At 70.3% G+C, this 23,972-nt stretch carries 21 protein-coding genes; 10 read left to right on the top strand and 11 right to left on the bottom strand.

Translation table 11 applies throughout. The features are described from left to right. Positions 1–17 precede the first annotated feature (17 nt). From G6N49_RS12310 to G6N49_RS12300, 3 genes are read left to right on the top strand one after another with little or no spacing between them, the layout of a single operon-like run. Positions 18–926 carry an ABC transporter ATP-binding protein gene (locus G6N49_RS12310; RefSeq protein ID WP_085976250.1) on the top strand — a complete coding sequence of 303 codons (909 nt, stop codon included), beginning with the start codon at positions 18–20 and terminating at the stop codon, positions 924–926. Beyond that, positions 923–1,630, top strand: a complete 708-nt coding sequence (locus G6N49_RS12305) for a fluoroquinolone export ABC transporter permease subunit (RefSeq protein WP_011559601.1) — start codon at positions 923–925, stop codon at positions 1,628–1,630. Before G6N49_RS12310 ends, G6N49_RS12305 begins: the two co-directional genes overlap by 4 nt. Then, complete coding sequence (locus G6N49_RS12300; protein WP_011559602.1) at positions 1,630–2,376, top strand: Rv2686c family ABC transporter permease subunit; 747 nt, start codon at positions 1,630–1,632, stop codon at positions 2,374–2,376. Before G6N49_RS12305 ends, G6N49_RS12300 begins: the two co-directional genes overlap by 1 nt. Positions 2,377–2,389: 13 nt before the next feature. On the opposite strand, the gene G6N49_RS12295 is transcribed toward G6N49_RS12300, so the two are convergent. Then, positions 2,390–4,018, bottom strand: coding sequence for an ABC transporter permease (locus G6N49_RS12295; RefSeq protein WP_011855434.1), 1,629 nt, complete (start codon positions 4,016–4,018; stop codon positions 2,390–2,392). Next, positions 4,015–4,938, bottom strand: coding sequence for an ABC transporter ATP-binding protein (locus G6N49_RS12290; RefSeq protein WP_011855435.1), 924 nt, complete (start codon positions 4,936–4,938; stop codon positions 4,015–4,017). Before G6N49_RS12290 ends, G6N49_RS12295 begins: the two co-directional genes overlap by 4 nt. A gap of 152 nt (positions 4,939–5,090) precedes the next feature. On the opposite strand from G6N49_RS12290, the gene nhaA reads away from it, so the two are divergent. Then, on the top strand, positions 5,091–6,443 hold the full coding sequence (gene nhaA, locus G6N49_RS12285; protein ID WP_011855436.1) for a Na+/H+ antiporter NhaA: 1,353 nt from the start codon (positions 5,091–5,093) through the stop codon (positions 6,441–6,443). A gap of 28 nt (positions 6,444–6,471) precedes the next feature. Then, a complete protein-coding gene (dxs, locus tag G6N49_RS12280; RefSeq protein ID WP_011855437.1) occupies positions 6,472–8,388 on the top strand; it encodes a 1-deoxy-D-xylulose-5-phosphate synthase in 1,917 nt (638 codons plus the stop codon). Here dxs and G6N49_RS12275 read toward each other — a convergent pair. Genes G6N49_RS12275 through G6N49_RS12265 form a run of 3 tightly spaced genes read right to left on the bottom strand, consistent with a single transcriptional unit; the run spans position 8,369 to position 11,992 of the window. After that, positions 8,369–10,078, bottom strand: coding sequence for an alkaline phosphatase D family protein (locus G6N49_RS12275; RefSeq protein ID WP_011559607.1), 1,710 nt, complete (start codon positions 10,076–10,078; stop codon positions 8,369–8,371). The genes dxs and G6N49_RS12275 overlap by 20 nt on opposite strands. A gap of 44 nt (positions 10,079–10,122) precedes the next feature. After that, positions 10,123–11,409 carry an HRDC domain-containing protein gene (locus G6N49_RS12270; RefSeq protein WP_011559608.1) on the bottom strand — a complete coding sequence of 429 codons (1,287 nt, stop codon included), beginning with the start codon at positions 11,407–11,409 and terminating at the stop codon, positions 10,123–10,125. A gap of 1 nt (position 11,410) precedes the next feature. Further along, positions 11,411–11,992 (bottom strand): DUF3000 domain-containing protein, encoded by a 582-nt coding sequence (locus G6N49_RS12265; protein WP_011559609.1) that lies wholly within the window; start codon positions 11,990–11,992, stop codon positions 11,411–11,413. 113 nt (positions 11,993–12,105) lie between these two features. Between G6N49_RS12265 and hemE the strand changes: the two genes are divergently transcribed. The 4 genes from hemE (at position 12,106) to G6N49_RS12245 (ending at position 17,712) form a co-directional block, all read left to right on the top strand. Continuing rightward, positions 12,106–13,170: a uroporphyrinogen decarboxylase gene (hemE, locus tag G6N49_RS12260; RefSeq protein WP_011768206.1), complete on the top strand. Its 1,065-nt coding sequence runs from the start codon at positions 12,106–12,108 to the stop codon at positions 13,168–13,170. Between the two features lie 7 nt (positions 13,171–13,177). After that, positions 13,178–14,533, top strand: a complete 1,356-nt coding sequence (locus G6N49_RS12255) for a protoporphyrinogen oxidase (protein WP_011855438.1) — start codon at positions 13,178–13,180, stop codon at positions 14,531–14,533. Between the two features lie 4 nt (positions 14,534–14,537). Then, positions 14,538–15,242 carry a hydrogen peroxide-dependent heme synthase gene (gene hemQ / locus G6N49_RS12250; RefSeq protein WP_011559612.1) on the top strand — a complete coding sequence of 235 codons (705 nt, stop codon included), beginning with the start codon at positions 14,538–14,540 and terminating at the stop codon, positions 15,240–15,242. A gap of 169 nt (positions 15,243–15,411) precedes the next feature. Then, entirely contained in the window at positions 15,412–17,712 is a 2,301-nt protein-coding gene (locus tag G6N49_RS12245; protein ID WP_235679515.1) for a putative bifunctional diguanylate cyclase/phosphodiesterase, read from the top strand. Here G6N49_RS12245 and msrB read toward each other — a convergent pair. The 4 genes from msrB to G6N49_RS12225 are packed head-to-tail and all read right to left on the bottom strand — an operon-like array spanning position 17,672 to position 21,791. Then, positions 17,672–18,082 carry a peptide-methionine (R)-S-oxide reductase MsrB gene (gene msrB / locus G6N49_RS12240; RefSeq protein ID WP_011855440.1) on the bottom strand — a complete coding sequence of 137 codons (411 nt, stop codon included), beginning with the start codon at positions 18,080–18,082 and terminating at the stop codon, positions 17,672–17,674. The two genes, G6N49_RS12245 and msrB, sit on opposite strands and share 41 nt — an antisense overlap. Positions 18,083–18,094: 12 nt before the next feature. Next, on the bottom strand, positions 18,095–19,411 hold the full coding sequence (gene aftC, locus G6N49_RS12235; protein WP_011559615.1) for an arabinofuranan 3-O-arabinosyltransferase: 1,317 nt from the start codon (positions 19,409–19,411) through the stop codon (positions 18,095–18,097). Between the two features lie 21 nt (positions 19,412–19,432). After that, entirely contained in the window at positions 19,433–20,995 is a 1,563-nt protein-coding gene (locus tag G6N49_RS12230) for an alpha/beta hydrolase (RefSeq protein ID WP_011855442.1), read from the bottom strand. Positions 20,996–21,017: 22 nt separating this feature from the next. After that, on the bottom strand, positions 21,018–21,791 hold the full coding sequence (locus tag G6N49_RS12225; protein ID WP_011559617.1) for a pyrimidine reductase family protein: 774 nt from the start codon (positions 21,789–21,791) through the stop codon (positions 21,018–21,020). Between G6N49_RS12225 and zapE the strand changes: the two genes are divergently transcribed. Beyond that, entirely contained in the window at positions 21,790–22,875 is a 1,086-nt protein-coding gene (gene zapE, locus G6N49_RS12220) for a cell division protein ZapE (RefSeq protein ID WP_085975472.1), read from the top strand. The genes G6N49_RS12225 and zapE overlap by 2 nt on opposite strands. On the opposite strand, the gene G6N49_RS12215 is transcribed toward zapE, so the two are convergent. Together G6N49_RS12215 and G6N49_RS12210 are read right to left on the bottom strand one after the other, a co-directional pair. Beyond that, positions 22,872–23,411, bottom strand: coding sequence for a GNAT family N-acetyltransferase (locus G6N49_RS12215; protein WP_011855443.1), 540 nt, complete (start codon positions 23,409–23,411; stop codon positions 22,872–22,874). The genes zapE and G6N49_RS12215 overlap by 4 nt on opposite strands. Further along, positions 23,399–23,887 (bottom strand): hypothetical protein, encoded by a 489-nt coding sequence (locus G6N49_RS12210; protein ID WP_011855444.1) that lies wholly within the window; start codon positions 23,885–23,887, stop codon positions 23,399–23,401. Before G6N49_RS12210 ends, G6N49_RS12215 begins: the two co-directional genes overlap by 13 nt. Between the last annotated feature and the right edge of the window lie 85 nt (positions 23,888–23,972).

Genomic DNA, 23,972 nt, shown 5'->3' with positions numbered 1-23,972 from the left:
GTCGAAAGGCACCCATCGTGACGCAATCGGCCCGCCTGCACCAGTCCCCGTCGGCCGGAACCGACGAGGTGATCCGTGTCCGCGGCCTCACCTACGCCTATCCCAAGGCGGCCGAACCCGCGGTGCGCGGGATGGACTTCGAGGTCGGCCGCGGGGAGATCTTCGGATTCCTCGGCCCCAGCGGTGCCGGGAAGTCCACCACTCAGAAGCTGCTGATCGGCCTCCTGCGCGGACACGGGGGAGACATCGCCGTCTGGGGTCGCGAACCGTTGGACTGGGGCCCCGACTACTACCAGCGCATCGGTGTCTCGTTCGAGCTGCCGAACCACTACCAGAAGCTCACCGGGCTGGAGAACCTGCGCTTCTTCGCGTCCCTGTACGACGGGCCCACCCTCGACCCGGCGGAACTGCTCTCCGCGGTCGGGCTCGGCGAGCACGCCGGCACCCGGGTGGCCAAGTACTCCAAGGGAATGCAGATGCGACTGACGTTCGCACGATCGTTGCTCAACGATCCCGATCTGCTGTTCCTCGACGAACCGACGTCGGGCCTGGACCCGGTGAACGCGCGCAACGTCAAGGACATGATCCTCGAGCTGCGAGCGCGCGGTCGCACGGTGTTCCTCACCACGCACGACATGGCCACGGCCAACGAACTGTGCGACCGGGTCGCGTTCGTCGTCGAAGGGAGGATCGTCGCGCTGGACACCCCCGCCGAACTGCGGATCGCCCGCGGCAGGCGCGTGGTCCGGGTCGAATACCGCTCGCCTCGAGGCGAACTCGCCGAAGCCGAGTTCGCGATGGACGGGCTCGCCGACGATCCCGCCTTCCACGACGTGCTGCGCGCGCACCATGTGGAGACCATCCACAGCCGCGAGGCCAGCCTCGACGACGTGTTCGTCGACGTGACCGGACGGCGGCTGACATGACCCGGCTGCTCAGCGTCCTGCGTCTGGAACTCACCCTGCAGAACCGGCAGCGGTTCCTGCATGCGGCGGTGTTCTCCGGGCTGATCTGGCTGGCGGTGCTGCTGCCGTTGTCGCACGGGCTGCGCGCGGCGGCCGAACCCTACGTGCTGGTGGGCGACATCTCCATCATCGGCTTCTTCTTCATCGGCGGCTCGGTGTTCTTCGAGAAGCAGGAGCGCACGCTCGGCGCGATGATCTCCACCCCGCTGCGCTTCGGCGAGTATCTCGCCGCGAAAGTGACTGTGCTGTGCTCGGTTTCGCTCCTCGTGGCCGTCACGGTGGTCACGATCGCACACGGCGTCGCATACCGTCCCGTGCCGATGGTGGCCGGTGTGGTGCTCGGCACGCTGCTGATGCTGCTGGTCGGGTTCATCACCTCGCTACCGTTCGCCTCGGTGAGCGACTGGTTCCTGGCCGGCACGGTTCCCATCGCGGTGATGAATCTTCCGGTGCTGCACTATTCGGGCGTGTGGCCCCACCCGGCGCTCCACCTCGTCCCGACACAGGGACCGTTGATGCTGTTGGGCGCCGCCTTCGACCAGCTGCACCTGCAGCCGTGGCAGGTGGTGTACGCGATCGGCTACCCGCTCGTGTGTCTGATCGGGTTGTACCTGGCCGCGAAGGCGATGTTCGTCCGCCACGTGGTGCGATCGGCGGGTTCGTGATGGCTACTCCGGTGGTCCGCGCGTGGCGGGCGTTCGGGCGCAACGACATCCGCGGCGCCTACCGCGATCCGCTGCTGGTGATGATCGTATTCGCCCCCGTCATCTGGACCTCGGCCGTGGCTCTGCTCACGCCACGGGTCACCGAGATGCTCGCCGAGAAACAGGGATTCGACCTGGTGCCCTATTACCCGGTGATCCTCACCGGCTTCCTGCTGTTGACGAGCATCATCATCGCCGGCGCCCTGGCGGCCTTCCTGGTGCTGGACGAGGTGGACGCCGGTACGCTCACCGCGCTGCGCGTCACCCCGGTGAAGCTCTCGGTGTTCTTCGCCTACCGTGCGGTGACGGTCGTCGTGGTCACCACGGTCTACGTCGTCACGACGTTGTCACTCAGCGGCATCCTGCAGCCCGGGATGACCGGTGCGCTGATCCCCATCGGTCTGCTCTCCGGACTGTCGGCAGTCGTCACGCTGCTGCTCATCGTCGCCATGGCGGGCAACAAGATCCAGGGACTGGCGGCAGTGCGCGGGCTCGGCATGCTCATCGCCGGCCTACCGTGCCTGCCGTGGTTCATCGACTCGGCGTGGAATCTGGCGTTCGGCGTCCTGCCGCCCTACTGGGCCGCCAAGGCGTTCTGGGTGGCCGGCGACCACGGCACCTGGTGGCCGTACCTGCTGGCCGGCGTCGTCTACAACGGTGCGGTGGCCTGGCCGCTGTTCCGCCGGTTCCTCGCCAAGAACGGGTGACCGGCCACGGCGCTCACGAGACGAGGTCGCGACGCCGGTAGCCGGCGACGCCCGCGGCGGCCAGCCCGGTCCCGATGACCAGAAAGGCCACGATGGCACCGGTGTTCGGCGGCTCCGCGGGCACCGACGCCACATGGGGGAACGGCGACACCTGCTGCAGGTGCCGCGGCGCGTGCAGGCTGTCGGCGAGAACCTCGAGCAGGAAGCCGCCGGCGACCGGAACCGCTCCCACCGCCGTGACGGCCGACGGCAGCCAGCCCACCGCCAGCCCTGCCGCGCCCAACGCCAGGAACGCGACGGGAGCGGGGTTCAACGCGCCGGCCAGGGCGGAACCCCACCGCAGTGGTCCGCCGGTGACCGCCGACCCGAGCCACATCGCCAGCGCGGCCACGGTGTGCAGCATCAGCACGCCCACGGCCGTCACCCCGATCTCCTGCGCGGCGACGCGCGCCCGCGGCACGGGTGCCGCGAGCACCGTCGTCCACCGGCGTGCCCTCTCGTCGGCGACCAGCGCGGCCAGCCTGGTCGCTGCGAACAGGCCGGTGGCAATGGCGAGCAGACGGAACAGCGCCGCGGCGAACCCGTCGGCCGAGCCCAGCCCCGAAAAGCCCGCCGCGGCGGCCAGTTCGGCGAATCGTGGGTTCTCCGTGAGGAACTCGAGAATCGAGGTGAGCATCGCGCCGAGTAGCAGGAAGTACGTCGCGATCCCGATCGACCAGCCCAGGGCCGGGCGCAGCGCACGCCGGAGCGCGAACCCGCCGACCGATCCCAACAGGAGTATCCGGGGCCGGCGACGGGTCGACACGCTCACCACCCCGCCCCCCACGTCGCGATGGCGTGCGGTCGCCAGCGCAGCCGCACCGATCAGCGGCGGCACCGCGACCAGCACGAGCAGCGGCAGGATGTCGTTGTGGGCGTACGGCGCGACACGTCCCAGCAGCCCGAACGGGGTGAGCCATGCCGTCCACGCCAGCGCCGCCACCCCGTCGGAGAGCATGCGCAGCAGCAGCGCCGCGCCGAGTACCGCGACGGACGCGCCCACCGCCGCCGATCTGGTCGGCATCGCCTGTGCCGCCAGGGCGCCGACAGTGGCGAACCACGCCGCGGTGCCCGCGACGCCGGCCGCGTAGAGCGCCGCGCCGCGCGGGTCGGTTCCCGCGGCGACCATGGCGAGGCCGACGGCCGTGCCGATCACCACCGCGGCGCCGACGGCCGCGAGGAGACAGCGCGCGGCGGCGTCGACCGTGCGCAGCGGTCCGGCCAGGAGCAGATCCCAGCGGCCGGCCTCCTCCTCGCCCCGGGTGATGCGGATGACGGCGAGCAGAATCCACACCGCGGCGATGACGAGCACCGGTGTGCCGGTCCGCCACACCGTGAACCCGCCGGGATCGTCGAGGGCCAGCGGCGGGCCGAACAACACCCGCACCGCCGGGTTCTCGGCCAGCGCGCGCAGCGCACCCTGGTCGAGTTCACCCGAGAAGGTGCTCTGGTACTGGGCGGCCACCAGGGCCGACATGCCTGCGGCGACACCCGCCACGATCAGCGTGCCCCGGCGCACCTGGCGTACCGCGAGCCGGCCGACGGTGCGCGCGACGGGTGGCGCCGACGCGGTGGGGGCGGCCGGCATCGTCGCGGTGGTCATCGGGACGTCTCGCCGTAGTAGTCGAGGAAGATCTCCTCGAGTGTGGGTTCGTGCATCCTCAGCGCGGTCACGTCCACCGACGACAGCGCCCGCAGGACCAGCGTCGGTGGCCCCGACAGCGTGAACCGCAGGCGCCGGCCCTCGAGACGCTCGATGTCGGAGACACCGGCGACGCCGGTCAACTGTGGCGCGGCGTCGCGGTAGCCGACCTCCACCACGGTGCGGCGCAACCGACGGAGGTCGGCGATGTTGTCGATCTCGACGAGCCTGCCGGACCGCAGGATCGCCACCCGGTCGCAGACGGCTTCCACCTCCGCGAGTTGGTGCGAGCTCAGGAACACCGTCTGGCCGCGGTCGCGCGCCTCGCGGATGCAGCGGCGGAACTCCCGCTCCATCAGCGGGTCGAGTCCGCTGGTCGGCTCGTCGAGCACGAGCAGCGGGGCCCGGGTGGCGAAGGCCGCCACCAGCGCCACCTTCTGCCGGTTGTCGGTCGAATAGGCCTTGCCCGGCCGGTCGAGGTCGAGGTCGAAGCGCCGGATCAGTTCGGCGCGGTAGTCGGTGTCCACACCGGGGCCGATGTTGCCGAGCAGTTCGAGGGTCTCGGCACCGGTCAGGGCCGGCCACAGTGCGACGTCGGCGGGGACGTACGCCAGGAGGCGGTGGACGCGGCGCACGTCGCCGGCGTCGATCCCGAAGACGTGGGCCGACCCCTCGCTGGGCCGCAGGAATCCCAGCAGCATGCGGATCGTCGTCGACTTGCCGGCACCGTTGGGGCCGAGGAAGCCGAACACCTCGCCCGGCGTCACGCTCAGGTCGAGGCCCTCGACGGCGAGGACCGGGCCGAACCGTTTGCCGAGTCCGTCGGTGTGGATGGCGAGTGGGGATTCGGCGCGCGCAGTCGCCGGTGGGATGGCATGCAACGGAAGCCCTTTCAGGAGTCGGGTCAACTGTCTGCCGACCAGACTTCCCGGCGCACCGAGGATGAATGTACTCCGCGGGAGGGCCTCGCGAGGCTCGATCGCCTAGGGTGGTGTGCGAATACGGTGTGCCGGGAAGTCTGGTCGGCGATGTGATGACCCCTACCCCTGGTGAGGCCGATTTGACGAACACCCCCGCCCCGCGAGCACGACGCTCGGTACTGTCCCGGGGCTCCTGGTCGGAGACGGCGCGCATCGCCGGGATCCTGCGCAAGGAGACCGTCGGCGGTGCGGTGTTGCTGGTGGCGTCGGCCGTCGCCCTGGTGTGGGCCAACTCGCCGTGGGCCGAGTCCTACTTCGCGCTGCGCGACCTGAAGATCGGGGCGGAGCCGTTCGGCCTGCACCTGAACCTCACCCTGGGCACCTGGGCGGCCGACGGCCTGCTGGCCGTCTTCTTCCTCGTCGTCGGCCTCGAACTCAAACGGGAATTCGTCGCGGGCGATCTGCGGGACCCGGCGCGGGCGGCCCTGCCGATGGCCGCGGCCGTCGGCGGGATGGTGGTTCCGGCGTTGATCTTCGTGGCCGTCACCGCCCCCGTCGGTGACGGCGCCACCCGCGGCTGGGCCATCCCCACGGCCACCGACATCGCGTTCGCCGTCGCGGTGCTCGCGGTGATCTCCACCCATCTGCCCGCCGCGCTGCGCACCTTCCTGCTGACACTGGCCGTCGTCGACGATCTGCTCGCGGTGACGGTGATCGCGGTGTTCTACACCGACGAGATCAACCTCACAGCGCTCGGGTTGTCGATCGTCCCGCTCGCGCTGTTCGCACTGTGTGTGCAGCGGCGGATCCGGTCGTGGTGGCTGCTGCTGCCGCTCGGCGTGGCCACCTGGGTGCTGGTGCACGAATCCGGGGTGCACGCCACCGTCGCCGGGGTCCTGCTCGGATTCACCGTTCCGGTCCTGCGCAGCGTCGCCGCGGGCGGGCCCGAGGCCGGGCCGGGGCTGGCCGAGCACTTCGAGCACCGCCTTCGTCCGCTGTCGGCGGGGGTGGCGGTGCCGGTGTTCGCCTTCTTCGCCGCCGGGGTCGCGATCGGCGGGGTGAGCGGTCTCACCAGGGCTTTGAGCGATCCGATCACCCTCGGGATCATCCTGGGCCTGGTGGTGGGCAAACCGGTGGGCATCTTCCTCACGACCCGCGTGCTGACCGCGGTCACCCGGGCCAACCTCGACGACGCGCTGCGCTGGATCGACGTGTTCGGCGTCGCGTTGCTGGCCGGGATCGGTTTCACGGTGTCCCTGCTCATCGGCGACCTCGCCTACGGTCTGGGGTCCGATCGTGACGATTTTGTGAAGGTCGGGGTGCTCACCGGATCCCTGGTCGCGGCGTTGATCGCGGCGGTGCTGCTGAGGGTCCGCAACCGCCACTACCGGGCAGTTTGGCTGCAGGAGACGGCCGATACGGACCGCGACGGAGTGCCCGACGTGTACCAGTCTCAACGCGACTGAGCCCTGGGGTCGTGCGTAGACTGACGGAATGCTTGAACAGATCCGCGGTCCCGCCGATCTGCAGCACCTTTCGCAGTCTGCGCTCAGCGAATTGGCCGGGGAGATTCGCCAGTTCCTCATCCACAAGGTTGCTGCCACCGGCGGGCATCTGGGCCCGAACCTCGGCGTCGTCGAGCTGACGCTCGCCCTGCACCGGGTTTTCGACTCGCCGCACGATCCGCTCATCTTCGACACGGGTCATCAGGCCTATGTGCACAAGATGCTCACCGGGCGCTCCCACGAGTTCGACTCGCTGCGCAAGAAGGACGGCCTGTCGGGCTACCCGTCGCGCAGTGAGAGCGAGCACGACTGGGTGGAGTCCAGCCACGCCAGCGCCGCACTGTCCTACGCCGACGGGCTGGCCAAGGCCTTCGAGCTGACCGGGCACCGCAACCGTCATGTGGTCGCCGTCGTCGGCGACGGCGCGCTGACCGGCGGCATGTGCTGGGAGGCGCTCAACAACATCGCGGCCGCCCGCAGGCCCGTGGTGATCGTCGTCAACGACAACGGACGCAGCTACGCGCCCACCATCGGCGGGTTCGCCGACCACCTGGCCGCGCTGCGCCTGCAGCCCGGATACGAACGGGTGCTCGAGGAGGGCCGCAAGGCGGTACGCGGACTGCCGGTGATCGGCGAGTTCTGCTACCAGTGCATGCACAGCGTCAAGGCGGGCATCAAGGACGCCCTGTCGCCGCAGGTGATGTTCACCGATCTCGGGCTCAAGTACGTCGGTCCCATCGACGGCCACGACGAGCACGCCGTCGAGTCCGCACTGCGCCACGCCCGCGGCTTCAACGCCCCGGTGATCGTGCACGTCGTCACCCGCAAGGGCATGGGCTATGCCCCGGCCGAGAACGACGAGGCCGAACAGATGCATGCGTGCGGCGTCATCGACGTCGCGACCGGCCGCGCCACGATGGTGGCCGCACCGGGGTGGACGTCCTCGTTCTCCGAGGCGCTCATCGACTACGGCGCCAAGCGGCGCGACATCGTCGCGATCACCGCGGCCATGCCCGGCCCCACCGGCCTCAGCGCTTTCCGTGACCGGTTCCCGGACCGCTTCTTCGACGTCGGCATCGCCGAACAGCATGCGATGACGTCCGCGGCGGGCCTGGCCATGGGCGGCCTGCATCCCGTGGTGGCCATCTACTCGACGTTCCTCAACCGCGCGTTCGACCAGCTGATGATGGACGTCGCGCTGCACAAACTGCCCGTCACGCTGGTGCTGGACCGCTCCGGTGTCACCGGTCCGGACGGCGCCAGCCACAACGGCATGTGGGATCTGTCCGTGTTGGGCATCGTGCCGGGGATGCGGGTGGCCGCACCTCGCGACGGCGCGCGACTGCGCGAGGAACTCGGCGAGGCGCTCGACGTCAATGACGCCCCCACCGCCATCAGGTTTCCCAAAGGTGATGTGGGCGAAGACATCCCGGCGGTGCGACGGCACCGCGGGGTCGACGTGCTGGCCGAGCCGGCCGACGGCCTGTCCGACGATGTGCTGCTCGTGGCGGTCGGTCCGTTCGCCTCGATGGCGCTCACCGTCGCCGAACGCCTGCGCAAACAGGGCATCGGTGTCACCGTCGTCGACCCGCGCTGGGTGCTGCCGGTGCCCGAGGTGCTCACCGAGTTCGCCGCCGCCCACAAGCTGGTGGTCACCGTCGAGGACAACGGTCTGCACGGCGGGATCGGCTCGTCGGTGTCGGCGGCGCTGCGTCACGCCGAGGTCGACGTGCCGTGCCGCGACGTCGGGCTGCCGCAGCAGTTCTTCGACCACGCCTCGCGCGGTGAGGTGCTCGCCGACGTCGGCGTGACCGACCGCAACATCTCCCGGCAGATCACCGGGTGGGTGGCGGCCCTGGGCGCGACGCCGGCGGACGCCGACGAGGTCAGCGAGCGACTGGACTGACGGTCGGGCTGCGCCCGCCGAGCGGGATGCGGGCGACCTCGCGGAGTTCGGTCGACGTATCGGGCTGCTCGAACAGCACCTCGGCCTTGCGGCCCGAAAGCAACAGTGTCGCGATGGTGTTGCCGAAGACCGGGCCGGCCGTGTTGGTCCAGTTGACGGTCAGCTCGGGCGATCCGTGCCGCAGTGCCCACCGCCGCATGAGCGGTGCGAGCCGTCGCGACCAGCCGAGTTTGAAGACCGGCTTCACATACGACGGCACATAGTTGTGCACCGGTGAGCACACCAGCTGGTGCACGGTGGCGTCATCGTCGCCGACGCCGTCGAGGGTGGCCTTCGCGGCGTAGCTGTGGTGTACGTCGCCGGACAGCACCGTGACCGTCGCCGGACCGTTGGGGTACGTGGCGGCTTTGCGGATCATCGTGGTCAACCGCAGGAACGACTTGACGAACGCCGGCCAGTGCTCGAGATCCGCCGCCTGGCGCACCTTTTCGGCCGGTATGCCGCGCCACCCCGGACGGTCGGCGGAGATCTCGTTGACGGTCTGCAGATCGGACAGCGCCGGCGGCATCAGCCACGGCACCGAGGATCCGAGCACCAGGTGGTCGATCTGGTCGAGTCCGTCGCCGGCCTGCTGTTCGAGCCAGGAGAACTCCCGTTCCCCGATCATCATCCGCTCACCGGAGTCGAGGATCCGGCCGTTGCGGGAGTCCATCATGATGAACCTGTTGCGGCCGAAATCCCACCGGTAGCTGAACCGCACGCCCTTGTTGGCGTCCACCTCGGCGTCGGCGCGGTCGGCAATCTCGACGAGAACCGGCCACACGTCACCGTCGACCGCACTCATCTTCTGGTAGTCCTCGTCGGCCTCCAACTCCGCGGGACTGAGGTTGCCCATGTGCTGGTACACCCAGTACGACGCCAGACCGGCCCGGATGCGGTCACGCCACCACGGTTTGGCGTTGATCTCGGCACGCCAGGCCGCCGAGGTGTTCCAGTCGTCGCGGACGTCGTGGTCGTCGAAGATCATCGCCGTGGGAACCGTGGACATGATCCAGCGGATCTCCGGATCCGACCACGAGTGCCGGTAGAGGCCCTCGTACTCGCCGAAGCTGACCACCTCGTCGGGCGGGCGCTGCCCGTGCTTGGCGCGGCGCCGCCGCCGGCCCGTCAGATGTCGGCGGGCCTCAGGGGTGAGCTCGTCGGCGTAGACCTGATCGCCGAGCAGGATCAGCAGATCCGGCCATTCGCTGACCGGGAGCCGTGCCATCCGGTCGGCATAGCGGTCCAGGGCGTCCGCGCCCAGTTTCTCGTCGATCTCCTCGACGCCGGTCTTGGGGTAGCGGCAGGAGCCGAACACCGCGCGCAACCGCTCGGTGCTCACGGGTCCCCGGGTGCGGATCACGCTGGGCGGGAAGGGGCTGTCGGGCAGCGGCCACACCAGTTCGCCGTCGATGTGCACCTGGTACTCGGACGACGAATCGGGCGCCAGGCCGGTGACGGTGACCAACGCGTAGTGGTGTTCTTGCACTCGGAAAGTTCTTGCGCTGCAACCGAGTACGGTCACCGTCGCGGGACGGTCGGTCTGCACCCAGACCACGGCGGTGGTCTCGCCGACGTGCCGCAGAGCGGGTCCGAGAACCAGTGGCGTCGTCTCGTCGGGGGAGTCGGTCGGCGTTCCGGTGGTACTCACCCCTCGGCGGTTCCCTGTTGGTCAATTATCCAAACGCGATGCGGTCATTCGGCGGTCGAGGGGGCGAGCGCGGCGGTCAGCACCGGCACCACCAGATCGCGTTGCCACGGGCGCACGCCTGCGGCCACCAGGAACTCCTCGACCGCGGCGGCGATGTCGGTGACCGGCTGCCAGTCCCAGCACAGCCGACGCACCACCTCCGGGGTGACGAGGTTCTCCGAGGGCACCGCCACCCGCTCCGACAGCGCGGACAGGCCGGCGCGGGCGGCTTCCAGGCGTGCGGCCGCCTCGGGTTTGCGCCGCGCCCACCGCGACGGCGGCGGCGGACCGTTGGGCGGTTCGGCCGAGTCGGGCGGATCGGTGTTGTGGCGCGCCCGGTCGAGCGCATCGAGCCACACCTGGGCGCTGCGGCGCTGCCGGGTGCCGCCGAACACCGGCAGTGCGGTGAGCTTCTCGACGCTGTCGGGATCGGCGGTGGCGGCGTTGATGATCGCTGCGTCGGGCAGGATGCGGCCCGGCGCGATGTCGCGCCTGCGGGCGATGTGGTCGCGCGTGGTCCACAGTTCCCGCACGGCCGCCAGCGCCCGGGGGTTGCGCACCTTGTGGATTCCGGAGGTGCGCCGCCACCGGTCGCGGCGGGTGGGGGCCGCCTCGTAGGTGCGCAGGTGTTCGAATTCCTGTATGGCCCAATCGGTCTTGCCCTGATCGTCCAGCACCGCGGCGACGGCGTCGCGCAGTTCGAGCAGCACTTCGACGTCGAGCGCGGCGTAGTTGAGCCAATCGTCGGGCAGCGGTCGCTTGGACCAGTCGGCGGCGCCGTGGCCCTTCATCAGCTGCAGTCCGAGCAGTTCGGAGACCATCGTCGCGAGGTTCACCCGCGCAAGGCCGGCCAGCCGGCCCGCGAGTTCGGTGTCGTAGAGCTTCGGCGGCCGCATGCCCAGCTCGGCCAGGCACGGCAGATCCTGATCGGCGGCGTGCAGCACCCATTCGTCGGTGTCGAGGACATCGGCCACCGGAGCCATCACCATGGTCGGGTCCTCGCCGTGGTTGACCGGGTCGATCAGTACGGTGCCCGCGCCTTCGCGCCGGATCTGCACCAGGTAGGCCCGGTTGGAGTACCGGAACCCCGAGGCGCGTTCGGCGTCGATCGCGAACGGACCGTGGCCCCCGGCGAGCAGTTCGGCGGCGGCGAGGATCTCGTCGGTGGTCACCGCGAGGTCGGGCACCCCGTCGGCGGGGGTGAGCAGCGGGACAGCCCCAGTGTCGGTGCCGGCCTCGGCGTCGATGTCGGTGTCTGGGCCCTCGGGGTCCGTGTCGGGTGTCTCGCTCATCTCATGCGCGGGTGCGGGAACCGAGATCGGTCACCCCGATGGGAGGCAGTCCCGCGGCGTGCTCGAGCACCTCGCAGAAGGCCTCCACGTGGGGACCGAGTTCCACCGTGATCGCGGTCCAGGAGGCGCGCAGTTCCAGCTGATGCGCGCGCGGGGGACCGGAGATGTCGCCGTACCGCACCGACGTGGTGGCGGTGACCGTTCCGCCCAGTGCGGTGACCTGATCGGATTTGGAGTCCAGCGCCTCGACCAGCCAACTCCAGGCCACCTCGGGCAGGAGCGGGTCGACCGCCTCGCTGGAATCGAGGTCGGCTTGGATGTAGGCCACCAGTCGCATGGTGCCATCCCACGCCTCGGCGCCCTCGGGGTCGTGGAGCAGGATCAACCGGCCGAAGGCGTCGCCCTCGGAACGTTCGGGCACGATCGCGGTCTCGGGATGTCGGATCTCGGCGCCCAGTGCGTAGCTGTAGGGTGCCAGCCGCTGCGGCGGGCGGATCGGGCCGAGTTCGATCTCCGGCCGTACGGTGGTGGCATTCATCGCCGCCACCGCAGCACGGAACTGAGCCGGTTCGGCGGTGGTCACGCCGGTGACGCTAGACCATTCGGCCGGACCTGCACGCAGGCGCGCCGATCCGACTCCCGATGGTGATCCGGGCGTCCGCGGCGCCGTTGCCGGTCGTGGCAGCATTGGGGGCGATGAACACCCGCCGTGAACTGCCCGACTCGCCCTATCTCGCCGCCGCCCGCGGCCGCAAACCCGCCCGGGTGCCGGTGTGGTTCATGCGGCAGGCGGGCCGGTCGCTGCCCGAATACCGGGCGCTGCGGGCGCGCAACACCATGATGCAGGCCTGCTTCGACGCCGACCTGATCACCGAGATCACGCTGCAGCCGGTGCGCAGGCACGGAGTCGACGCCGCGATCCTGTTCTCCGACATCGTCGTCCCGCTGCGGGCCTCGGGCATCGCGCTCGACATCGTGCCCGACGTGGGACCGGTGATCGACCATCCGGTGCGCACCGCCGCCGACGTCGCCGCGATCCGGCCGCTCGAGCGGCAGACGGTCGAACCCGTCGAGCAGGCGGTGCGGATGCTCACCGCCGCACTCGGCGACGTCCCGCTGATCGGGTTCGCCGGCGCCCCCTTCACCCTCGCCTCGTATCTCGTGGAGGGTGGTCCGAGCAAGCACCACGAGCACACCAAGGCGATGATGCTCGGTGCGCCCGACACCTGGCATGCGCTCATGTCGGCGCTGACCGACGTGACGATCGCGTTCCTGCAGGCCCAGGTCGACGCGGGCGTCGACGCGATCCAGGTGTTCGACTCCTGGGCGGGCACGCTGTCGCTGGCCGACTACCGCGCCTACGTGCTGCCCCACAGCGCCCGCGTGTTCCAGGCGCTGGCACCGGCCGGGGTGCCGATGACGCACTTCGGGGTGGGCACCGCCGAACTGCTCGGCGCCATGTCCGAGGCCATCGCCACCTCCGGGGCACCCGGTGTGGTGGGCGTGGACTGGCGCACCTCGCTGACCGACGCCGCGGGCCGGGTCGAACGCGGCAGCGCGTTGCAGGGGAACCTCGATCCGGTCGTCCTGCTGGCCGGGTGGCCCGTGGTCGAACGTGCGGTGCGCGCCGTGGTCGAGGACGGCAGGCGCGCCGTCGACGCCGGGGCGGCCGGACACGTGTTCAACCTCGGGCACGGCGTGCTGCCGGCGACCGACCCGGAGATCGTGACCGCCACGGTGGAGCTGGTGCACTCGCTGTGAGTTCCCGATGAGCGCGACGTATGCCGTTGTCGGGGGCGGTATCTCGGGCCTCGTGGCGGCCTACCGACTGCGGGTGACCGCCGGGCCGGACGCCACGATCACCCTCTTCGACCCCGCGGACCGCCTCGGCGGGGTGCTGCGCACCGAACGCGTCGGCGGTCAACTGCTCGACGTCGGCGCCGAGGCCTTCGTGGCGCGCCGGCCCGAGGTGCCCGCGCTGCTGGCCGAACTCGGACTGGCCGACCGTCAGATCGGCACCACCGGCGCCCGCCCGCTCATCTACAGCCAGGGCCGGCTGCATCCGATGCCGCAGGGCACGCTGCAGGGCATCCCGTCGGGCGCTGCGACGCTGGCGGGTCTGGTCGACGACGCGACGATCGCCCGGATCGCCGACGAACCCACGCGACCGCTGCGGTGGCGGCCGGGTGCGGATCCCACCGTGGCGGACCTGGTCGTCGACCGGTTCGGCGAGCAGGTCGTCAGCCGCTCGGTCGACCCGCTGCTGGGCGGGGTCTATGCCGGTTCGGCCGCGACGATCGGATTGCGCGCGGCCGCGCCGACCCTGGCCGCGGCGCTGGACCGCGGGGCGCGCAACCTCACCGACGCCGTAGGGGAGGCCTTGCCGCCGCCTGCGCCCGGCTCGGTCTTCGGCGCGGTCGACGGCGGCTACGCCGTGCTACTCGATGCGCTGCGCCACCGGGCGCGGATCCACTGGGCCCAGGTGGGCGTCGAACGGCTCGACCTGGTGGGCCGGGGCGTCGAGATCGTCGACGACGAGGGCAACCGCTGGCCCGCCGACGCCGTGGTGCTGGCGGTGCCCGCCCCGCGCCTGCCCAGGCTGGTCGACCACATCGCGCCGCGCACCGCCGCCGCCGCCCGAAGGATCCCGGTGGCCTCCGCCGCGGTGGTGGCGCTTGCGCTGCCCGGCGGCACACCGCTGCCGCAGCAGTCCGGGGTGCTGGTCGCCACCGGCGAACGACTCCGGGCCAAGGCGATCACGCTGTCGTCGCGCAAGTGGGGCCGGCGCGGGAACGTCGAACTCCTGCGGTTGTCCTACGGCCGGTTCGGCGACGATCTGGCCCGCAGCACCGGGGACGAGGACCTGCTGGCCTGGGCCGCGGCGGATCTGGGGACGGTCTTCGGCATCGACACCGAACCGGTCGACGCCCTGGTGCAGCGCTGGATCGACGCGATGCCGCAGTACGGTCCCGGCCACGCCGATCTGGTCGCCGAGCTGCGGGCCGGGCTGCCGCGCGGTGTCGCGGTGGCCGGCGGGTACCTGGACGGTATCGGCGTGCCCGCCTGTGTCGCGTCGGCGAGCCGGGCGGTGGCGTCGCTGGCCACCTCGGGCGTGGCACGATAGGGCCATGGCCAAGCTCGACTTCGACGCGCTCAACTCCACCATCCGCTACCTCATGTTCTCGGTGTTCTCGGTACGTCCGGGGGAGCTGGGCTACGACGAACAGGCGCGCGCGGCGGTGGTCGACGAGACCGCCACCTTCCTCAAACAGCAGGAGGAACGTGGTGTCGTGGTCCGCGGTCTGTACGACATCGCCGGGATGCGGGCCGACGCCGACTTCATGATCTGGACCCACGCCGACACGGTCGAGGCGCTGCAGGCCACCTACTCCGACTTCCGCCGCGCCACCGCGCTCGGCCGGGCCAGCTCACCGGTCTGGAGCAACGTCGCGCTGCACCGGCCGGCGGAGTTCAACAAGAGCCACATCCCGGCCTTCCTCGCGGGCGAGGACCCGGGCAACTACATCTGCGTCTACCCGTTCGTCCGTTCGCTGGAGTGGTACCTGCTGCCCGACGACGAGCGCCGTCGGATGCTGTCCGAACACGGGATGGCCGCGCGCGGTTACAAGGACGTCCGCGCCAACACCGTGCCGGCGTTCGCACTCGGTGACTACGAGTGGATCCTCGCCTTCGAGGCACCCGAACTGCATCGCATCGTGGATCTGATGCGGGATCTGCGCGCCACCGACGCGCGCCGCCACGTCCGCGAGGAGACCCCGTTCTTCACGGGTCCGCGCGTCGGCGTCGAGGAACTCGTCACGCGGCTGCCCTAGGGCGTTTGCCCACCGGAGGTCTTTCCGTTCGAAACTGGCTTCGACGGCCGAGGCCGCAACTTGCTAGCCTCGGCTCACGTGCGCCACGGTCGGGGGGATCCGGCGCACTACGTCGAGCAGTGTGGGGGCGGGGTTGCCGAGCATGCGTGCGAGGCCCCGAGAAGCGGTCGTGATCGCCGGGTCCGGTGTCGCCGCTGTGTTGTTGACGATCTGGTTGGTCGGCGAGTTCCCCGGCGCGGCGGCGGCCGACAACGTCGGCGTGGCCGTGTTCGCCGGCTACGCGGTGGTGTGCGCCGTGCTGGCGGCGCGCGCCGCCTCCGGGCGGATGCGCAACGTCTGGGTCTGCTTCGCCATCGCCTTCGGCGGATGGACGGCAGGCGAGGTCCTCTTCGGGTATCAGGATCTGGTGCTGGGGCATACGACGTTCCCCTCGGCCGCGGATTTCGGGTTCATCCTGTGCCCGATCTTCAGCTGTCTGGCCCTGGTGCAGTGGCCCGGCGGGGTCGCGGGACGCTACCGGGTGCGCCTGCTGCTCGACGGGCTGGTCTTCGCATTGTCGCTGTTCCTGCTCGCGTGGGTGTTGGTGCTGCGCGGCGTCTACGAGAGCTTCCGTGACGACAAAGTGGCGGTCGGCCTGGCCCTGGCGTACCCGCTCCTCGACCTGATGGTGCTCGCCGTAGCCGGGCTGGTCCTGGTCCGCGCGGTTACCTGGCGCCTGCCACTGGTCCTGCTCACGGCGTCCGTCGTCCTGCTCACCGTGTCCGACATCGCCTTCGCGTGGCTGACCACGCAGGGAACCTATGCCGCCGTCTTTCCCATCGACGTGGGCTGGGTGGCCGGGACCGTGTTCTTCGGCGCCGCGGCGCTGACGAGCCGCGGCATGGACGCCACCCCGGACACCACCACGCGGTTGCCCACCAGCGTCTCCCTGTGGTTGCCGTATCTGCCGCTCCTGGTCGGCGGCACGGTCGCGACGGTCGTGGTGCTCGACGGAGTCCTGGCCGTCACCGTGATCACCGTGATCGTCGCCATCTGCCTGCGCCAGTTCGTCGCGTCGTGGGAGAACCGCAGGCTCATGCGGATGGTGACCGATCAGGCGCTGCGCGATCCGCTGACCGGTTTGGCAAACCTCGCGCTGTTCAACGACCGGCTCGCACACGCGGTCCAGTTACGGGCACGCGACGCGGGCGCCGTCGCGGTGCTGTCACTGGACCTCAACGACTTCAAGGTCGTCAACGACAGCCTCGGCCACTCAGCGGGCAACGAACTGCTCACCCAGGTCGCCGACCGCCTGGTGAAGTGCGTGCGGGCCGGTGACACCGTGGCGCGAGTCGGGGGCGACGAGTTCGCCGTGCTGATCGAGGACCGTGTCGACCACTCGCTGGCGATCGCGCACCGCATCGTGGAAGCCTTCGACTCACCGTTCCACGTCGAGGGCGAGAGCCTGCTGATGCGGCCCAGCGTCGGCCTGGCCGTCGCCGCACCGGACGACGAACTCGAACCGTCGGGTGAGCAACTCTTCAGGCGTGCGGACGCGGCGATGTACGCCGCCAAGCGGTCCCGCACCGAGGGTGTCCACGTGTTCAGCCCGGAGATGACGCCGGCGAACACCGAACAATCGGCGCTGCTGCGGGTTTCGGACCACGGCGCCCGAGGGGGTGGTGTGTCGGCGGTCCAGCTGCTCGGCGAGCTGCGCCAGGCCATCGACCGTCGCGAACTGGACGTGGTGTATCAGCCCAAATACCACCTGGCGACGTCCGAACTCGCCGGCGTGGAGGCGTTGGTGCGGTGGCCGCACCCCGTGCACGGCACCCTCAATCCGGGCGACTTCCTGCCGATGGTGCGCAGGCACGGCCTGATGGGGGCGCTCACCGACCTGGTGGTCGACAAGGCGCTCGACCACGCCGCCGGATGGGTGGCGACCGGCACCCCGGTGCCCGTCGCGGTGAACCTGTTCGCGGCGACCATGGCCGACACCGACCTGCCGGACAAGATCGTCGCGGCACTCGAGTCGCGCGGGCTGGCGCCCGCCGGACTGACCGTCGAGATCACCGAGGACCTGATCCTGCCCGACTTCAAGCGGACGTGCGCGGTGTTGCAGGAGCTACGCCGCCGAGGCGTGCGGGTGGCCATCGACGATTTCGGCAGCGGGTACTCGGCGCTGAGCTATCTGCGGGAACTGCCGATCGACGAGGTCAAACTGGACCGCCGGTTCATCGGTCCGATCATCTGGGACCCGAGGGCCGGCGAGGTGGTCCGCGCGGTGGTCAGCCTCGCGCAGACCCTGGGACTGACGACGGTGGCGGAGGGCGTCGAGAACGCGGAGACCGCCGAACGCCTCCGCGATTACGGGTGCGATGTGGCGCAGGGTTTCCACTACAGCCCGCCATTGAGCGCGCCCGGGGTCACGGCGCTGCTGCGGGCGGAGACTATCCGCCCGCCGGCACCAGCCGCAGTGAGATGGAATTGATGCAGTACCGCTGATCGGTGGGCGTCGGATAGCCCTCGCCTTCGAACACGTGGCCCAGATGGCTGTGGCAGTTCGCGCACACCACCTCGACCCGTCGCATCCCCAGCGAATCGTCGGGCCGCAGGATCACCGCGTCGGAATCGGCCGGGTCGAAGAACGACGGCCAGCCGCAATGGGATTCGAACTTCTCGGAGCTGCGGAACAGTTCCGCGCCGCACGCCCGGCACTGGTAGACGCCCTCGGTCTCGGTGTCGGTGTACTCACCGGTGAACGGACGTTCGGTGCCCGCCCGCCGCAGCACCGCGAATTCCTCGGGGCTGAGCTTCTGACGCCACTCGTCGTCGGTCAGTTGCACCTTCGGAGCACTCATGACCCCAAGTTACTACGCCGTCGGCGCGGCCCGCTTGACCTGCGCGGAGTCCTCGGCGGGGTCGGTCAGCCACAGCGGGTCGATGCCCCGGTCGAGGCGGCCGTCGGCCTTGGCGTCGAGGTAGCGGAAGTACAGCACGGCGAACACCACCACCAGCATCAGCGACCAGCCGTAGGTCACCTTCATGTATTCGAGGAACCGGCCGGTGGTGGGCCACCGCCACATCAGCCACCGGTCCATCGTCATGAAGCCGTACACCGCCAGCCACGCCGGCCAGTTGCGCAGCACCGAGTTGGGCAGCACCACAGTCATCAGGAACGGGAACAGCATCATCGAGTAGTAGGCCTGGCCCAGCGACAGGATCAGGAACGACGCGGTCAGCAGCACCCCCGAGGAGGTCAGCATCCAGAAGCGCGGGTCACGGGTGCGGTAGAAGCGGTACAGCAGCACCAGGCTGCCGATCGTCAGCGCCAGGAACAGGATTCGCAGCGCGAGGATCAGCAGCGGCGGCAGGCCGTAGTAGATGCCGTTGCCCTCGATCGAGCTGTTGAAGTAGTCGCGCGTACCCATGATGTAGGGCAGCGTGCGCGTGACGAAGCTCATCGGGTCGCTCACCAGCGGCCAGGCGGCGAGGTTGAAGACCACGGGCACCGCGACGGCGGTGACCAGCGACCGCCACTGACGATTGAGCAGCGGCAGCAACAACAGCGGCGCCAGCGACGGTTTGACCACCAGCGCCAGGCCGATCGCCACGCCCGCCAGCCATTCTCGACTGCCTCTGCCGTCGAGCAGCCAGCGGAAGAACAGCACCTCCGCCAACAGCATGAAACCGTTGATGTTGGTGAACACGATGGTGTTGGTGACCGATTCGGTGCAGTACATCGCGAGCACCAGCGCCGGGGCGGCCACCGAGGCCAGCGTGTAGTTGAACATCCGCAGCAGGAAATACGCGGCGGCCAGCGTGGCGAGGCTGTTGAGGGTGAAATACCAGTTGCGCGAGGCGAATTCGGGCAGGAAGCCGAACGGCGCCAGCAGCAGGGTCCCGCCGGGGGGGTAGAGGTAGTGCGGGTCGACGTGGTCGAAGTGCTCGTTGTAGATGTCCAGACCCAGCCGCAGGTTGGACACCGCGCGGTACACCGGCCCGAAGTCGTCGGTGATGTAGCCGTTGGTGGCCAGGACGTAGGTGCGGTGGATCACCGTCATGATCGCCAGCGGCCACAACACGCTGCGCAGTACCGTCGCCACGCCCGGAGGCGACGTACGTGGCCGGAAGGCGTTGGACAGGCCGGTGCGAAGAGAGTCTGCTGCCGCCACGAGCGAACCGTACACCGGCGCCCGGCGGCCGAGACGTCAGGCCGGACAGTACGTGTCGGTGGCCGGCGGGGCGCCGGTGTCGACATAACCCACCAGCGGCGTCAGCGCGCAGGGGGAGTAGACACTCGCCCCGTGACCGATGCCCTGCCACATCACCCGCTTGTTGGAGGCGCCGGCGTTGAGGACCGTGGCCGCGACCGCGGCGACGCCTTCGTTGCCGACGATGGGATCGTTCTGCACACCGAGCAGCAGTACGGGCACCGGGAGGTCTTTGGGTTCCGGTGGCGCCGAGCCACTCGGCCAGTTGAGGCATTTGACCAGGTCGAGGGCGCCGACGACGCCGAATTGCGGGTACTGCTTACCCCAGGCGACCACCAGTTCCCGTACCCGGTCGGGTGTCGGGCGGTTCAGCGCGTCGCTGCAGGAGTTGACGAACTGGCCGTCGGTCTGGCGCAACCCCTCGGCGTCGGCGATCAGCGCCGTGAGCCGGGCGGTGTCGCCGGACCGCGCCCCGGCCAGCGCGGCGCCCAGATCGTTGGTGGCGGTGACACCGTTGCCCTTCGGGTAGGCCAGCGCCGTGGAGATCGCCGCGGCGACCGCGGCCACCGACGCGCCGCCGGGTCCGTCCCCGGAGCGCGCCGCCGACAGCAGTCCGTCGACGACACCCTTGGGGTCGGGGGCCGCCGGGCAGCCGATGGCCACACACTGCGCTGCCCAGGCGTCGAGCGCGGCCTGTTCACCCCGGACGCGCTGTTCGGCGGCGGCCTCGGCGCCGATCGCCAGCGGCAGCGGCGAGTCGAGCGCCAACCGGGCCACCTTGTTGGGGTGCGATCCGGCGTAGGCGAGCGCGACCTGGGCGCCGTTGCCGATCCCGAGCAGGGCCAGCGTCGGCACGTCCCACGTGCTGCGCAGCCGCTCGAGGTCTTCGGCGGCGTGCGCGTTGTCGTAGGCCGAGTCGCCGGGCGCGATCGTGTCGGTGCAGCTGGTGGTCGCCGTCATCGTGATGGCGCCGAGGTTGGCCACCGGATCGTCGCCGTAGGCGAACTGCGCCTGCTCGATCATCTCCTGGCGGTCGTAGAGGTCGCGGCACTCCAGCGCGCCGGACATCCCGATCCCTCGACGGTCGACGGCGACGATCGGATGTTTGTCGACCAGCGCCTGCGAACGCGCCAGCCACACCGGCAGCTGCACCGAGGACGGCAGATCCGAGCCGGTCGTCATCACCACCGGGCCCGCGTCCTGTGGCGTGCGCGGCGAGGTGGCCCGCACGACGCCGATGGAGACCGTGCCGGTCGCACCGTCGATCGGGTCGAGGTCGGCGTCGTAGGTGGCGCAGTCCAGCGTCACACCGGGCACCGGGTCGACGGCCGCGTCGCCGAACACCTGGTCGGTGCACTCCCGCCAGGACAGCTCGTTCTTCGGCGCCTCGACCGCGGGCGGTCCGGCCTGCTGCTGGGTGGTTTCGGGCTGGCCCTGCGGTCGTGCCCCGTTGTCGGTGGCGAACCGCGGGTTGGCCGCCAGCCCCGGCGCGCAGCCGGCCAGCACCAGCGCGACCGTCGACAGGCTCACGACCCGGAGCAGCTGGGGGTGCCGACGCATGCTGACCACAGTAGCGAGGTGGTCACCGGTCCCGGACGTACCGGCAGTACAGATAGCCGTCGTCGTCGCCGAGGATGTGGCTGCGGCGCAGCGGTGTCCGGACCTGACCAGGCCCGGTGACGATGCGCTGCGCCTCGCCGCCGACGAGCACGGGCGCGACCGTGACGCACAGCTCGTCGAGCAGGTCGGCGGCGGTGAACAGGCCGAGCACCCCGGGACCGCCCTCGGTGAGCACCCGCAGCAACCCGCGCGCCGCGAGGAGGTCGAGCGCAGTGGCCGGGTCGACGTCATCGGGTTCGGGTCCGGAGGCGTCCACGACGTCGGCGAGGCCGCCGAAGCGTTCGCGTGCCGTGGCGGCCGTGCGCGCGCTGGTGAGCAGGATCGGCGGAACCTCGGTGCGGCGGAACAGTTTGGCGTCGTGGTCGAGATCCGCCGACCGGGTGAGCACGGCGATGGGTGGGACCTCGCTCTGGCCGCGGGCCGCGCGGTCCTGTCGCGCGGCGGCCGACAACTGGGCCCCGGAGTAGTCCTCCGTGCGCACCGTCGAGGCCCCGACGACGATCACGTCGGCGGCTTGGCGCATCTTCGCGAACAGCGCCCGGTCGCCGGCCGCGCCTAGGCCGCCGGACCTGCCTGCGACGGTGGCGCCGCCGTCCACGCTGGCGATCATGTTGCCGCGCACCCAGCAGCGCCGCAGCGCGTCGGGGTAGGCGTAGAAGTCGCCGACCCGGTCGTCGGCGACCGATTCGACCGCTCCCAGCACTGTGAACTGCGTCCCAGCCGCGGAGTCGGGCATAGGAACGATTGCAGCACGTCGCTACGCTGCCTGCATGCCTGGGTCCAGTGGTGCGCCGAATCGACCGGACCATCTCGTCGACCGGAATCCCAGCGTCACCCCGGAACGCCTCGTCGCCCAGTTGGTGCCGCCGCCGACGTTCACCCACGTCAGCTTCGACAACTACCGTCCCGACCCGGCCGAACCATCGCAGGCCGCGGCCGTGGACGCGTGCCGGGCGTTCTGCGCCGACGCGGTGACGCGGCGCGCGGGCAAGAAGAAGCTGTTCGGCAAGCGTGAGGTGCTGCCGGGCGTCGGGGTGTACCTCGACGGCGGGTTCGGTGTGGGCAAGACCCACCTGCTGGCCTCGTCGTACTACGACCTGCCCGAAACTCCGGCTCATCCCAAGGCGTTCGCGACGTTCGGCGAACTCACCCAGCTGGCCGGGGTGTTCGGGTTCGTCGAGAGCGTGGAGTTGCTCAGCCACTACGTCGTGGTGTGCATCGACGAGTTCGAACTCGACGATCCGGGCAATACGACGCTCATCTCGCGACTGCTCTCGCAACTCGTCGAGCGGGGCGTCTCGATCGCGGCGACGTCGAACACGCTGCCCGAGCAGCTGGGGGAGGGCCGGTTCGCCGCGCAGGACTTCCTTCGTGAAATCCACACGCTCGCATCGATTTTCACCACCGTGCGGATCGAGGGCCCGGACTACCGGCACCGTGACCTGCCGCCCGCGCCCGAGCCGCTCACCGACGCGGAGGTCGCCGAACGGGCCGAGCAGACCGAGGGTGCGACACTCGACGACTTCGACGCGCTGTGCGCGCATCTGGCGACCATGCATCCGTCGCGCTACCTTTCGCTGATCGAAGGGGTCACGCAGGTGTTCATCACCGGGGTGCACCCGCTCGACGATCAGAGCGTCGCGCTGCGCCTGGTGTCACTGACCGACCGGCTCTACGACGCGGGTATCCCGGTGGTGGCGTCGGGGTCGAAGCTGGACACCATCTTCAGCGAGGAGATGCTCGCAGGCGGGTTCCGCAAGAAGTACCTGCGGGCGACGTCGCGGCTGCTGGCGCTGACCGCGGCGGGGCAACGGGCCTAGAGCGGGCACACCATCACGAAGTCGTTCTCGACGCCGGCGCCGAGGCGGAACGTCTTGGTGCCGGTCACGGCGAAACCGTGTTTGGCGTAGAACCGCTGCGCGCGGCGGTTCTCCTGGTTGACGCCCAACCACACACAGCGGTACCCGGTCTCGCGGGCCAGGGTGAGCGCCTCGGTCATCAGGGCCGAGGAGGCGCCGGTGCCGTGACTCTCGGGCAGCACGTACATCTTCGACACCTCGATCGCCGGGCGCGGCGATACCGCGCGCTGGACGTCCTCGTCGTCGGGGACACCGCGAATCAGCATGGCGTAACCCACGATCCGCCCACCGTCGCGGGCGGCGAGCACGATGCGGTCAGGGTCGGTGAGGTAGTCGGCGAACCGGTGCGGCGAGAGGTTCTCGGCGACGAACGCGGCGATGTTCTCCGCGGTCACCGACGGTGGGCACGCCAGCGGGAAGGTGCGGGCGGCGACGTCGGCGAGTTCGGGGAGGTCGGCTCGGGTGGCCGGAAAGACCTGTGGGCCTACAGGTTCCACTGTGCGAGGTGCTCACCGGTGATCTTGTCGACCAGTACGACGTTCGACACCAGATCGCGGTAGCAGTCCCACCACACGCCGCCGCTGACGGTCGACCCGGGCGGGGCGTTGGTCAGCGCGGCCTGCAGGGCGTCGGGCGCGTCGGTGTTGCGGGGTTCGTACGCGTCGCCGGTCGGGGTGACACCGCGGAACTGGAACGTGATGGCCATCGCGTAGGGCACCGGCACCTTGATCGGCTGGACCACGACGTTGGCGCGCCAGACCTGGTTGCGCGGCGGGCGGGGCGGATAGCCGAAGCCCGGGGGGATCGGCGACGGTTCGACGCTGACCACGGTCACGTCGGCGATCAAGCCCTTGAACTGCACGCGGAGCGGTTGACCGATGCGGCCAATCGGTGAGTCCACCGCTCCGGCCGGCGCCGCGGTCAGACCCGCCGCGACGATCATGGCGGTCAGCAGCATCAGAAGCCGGCGCATGGATTCCCTCCCTAGGTGTGCCTCGCATGATGGCACACCCCGACGAGACGCCACACCGGTTCAGACCCAGGGGCCCGTGGAGTCG

The sequence above is a fragment of the Mycolicibacterium monacense genome (assembly GCF_010731575.1).
Classification (GTDB): Bacteria; Actinomycetota; Actinomycetes; order Mycobacteriales; family Mycobacteriaceae; genus Mycobacterium; species Mycobacterium monacense.
The sequence above is the reverse complement of the archived record's forward strand: the minus strand, read 5'-3'. Positions and strand labels throughout refer to the sequence as shown.

Coding starts and splice junctions, on each gene's coding strand:
- G6N49_RS12230 (WP_011855442.1), bottom strand. CDS start 20,995: ATGCGTCGGCACCCCCAGCTGCTCCGGGTCGTGAGCCTGTCGACGGTC.
- G6N49_RS12300 (WP_011559602.1), top strand. CDS start 1,630: ATGGCTACTCCGGTGGTCCGCGCGTGGCGGGCGTTCGGGCGCAACGAC.
- dxs (WP_011855437.1), top strand. CDS start 6,472: ATGCTTGAACAGATCCGCGGTCCCGCCGATCTGCAGCACCTTTCGCAG.
- G6N49_RS12305 (WP_011559601.1), top strand. CDS start 923: ATGACCCGGCTGCTCAGCGTCCTGCGTCTGGAACTCACCCTGCAGAAC.
- hemQ (WP_011559612.1), top strand. CDS start 14,538: ATGGCCAAGCTCGACTTCGACGCGCTCAACTCCACCATCCGCTACCTC.
- G6N49_RS12270 (WP_011559608.1), bottom strand. CDS start 11,409: ATGAGCGAGACACCCGACACGGACCCCGAGGGCCCAGACACCGACATC.
- G6N49_RS12295 (WP_011855434.1), bottom strand. CDS start 4,018: ATGACCACCGCGACGATGCCGGCCGCCCCCACCGCGTCGGCGCCACCC.
- msrB (WP_011855440.1), bottom strand. CDS start 18,082: ATGAGTGCTCCGAAGGTGCAACTGACCGACGACGAGTGGCGTCAGAAG.
- G6N49_RS12255 (WP_011855438.1), top strand. CDS start 13,178: ATGAGCGCGACGTATGCCGTTGTCGGGGGCGGTATCTCGGGCCTCGTG.
- G6N49_RS12210 (WP_011855444.1), bottom strand. CDS start 23,887: ATGCGCCGGCTTCTGATGCTGCTGACCGCCATGATCGTCGCGGCGGGT.
- G6N49_RS12225 (WP_011559617.1), bottom strand. CDS start 21,791: ATGCCCGACTCCGCGGCTGGGACGCAGTTCACAGTGCTGGGAGCGGTC.
- hemE (WP_011768206.1), top strand. CDS start 12,106: ATGAACACCCGCCGTGAACTGCCCGACTCGCCCTATCTCGCCGCCGCC.
- nhaA (WP_011855436.1), top strand. CDS start 5,091: ATGACCCCTACCCCTGGTGAGGCCGATTTGACGAACACCCCCGCCCCG.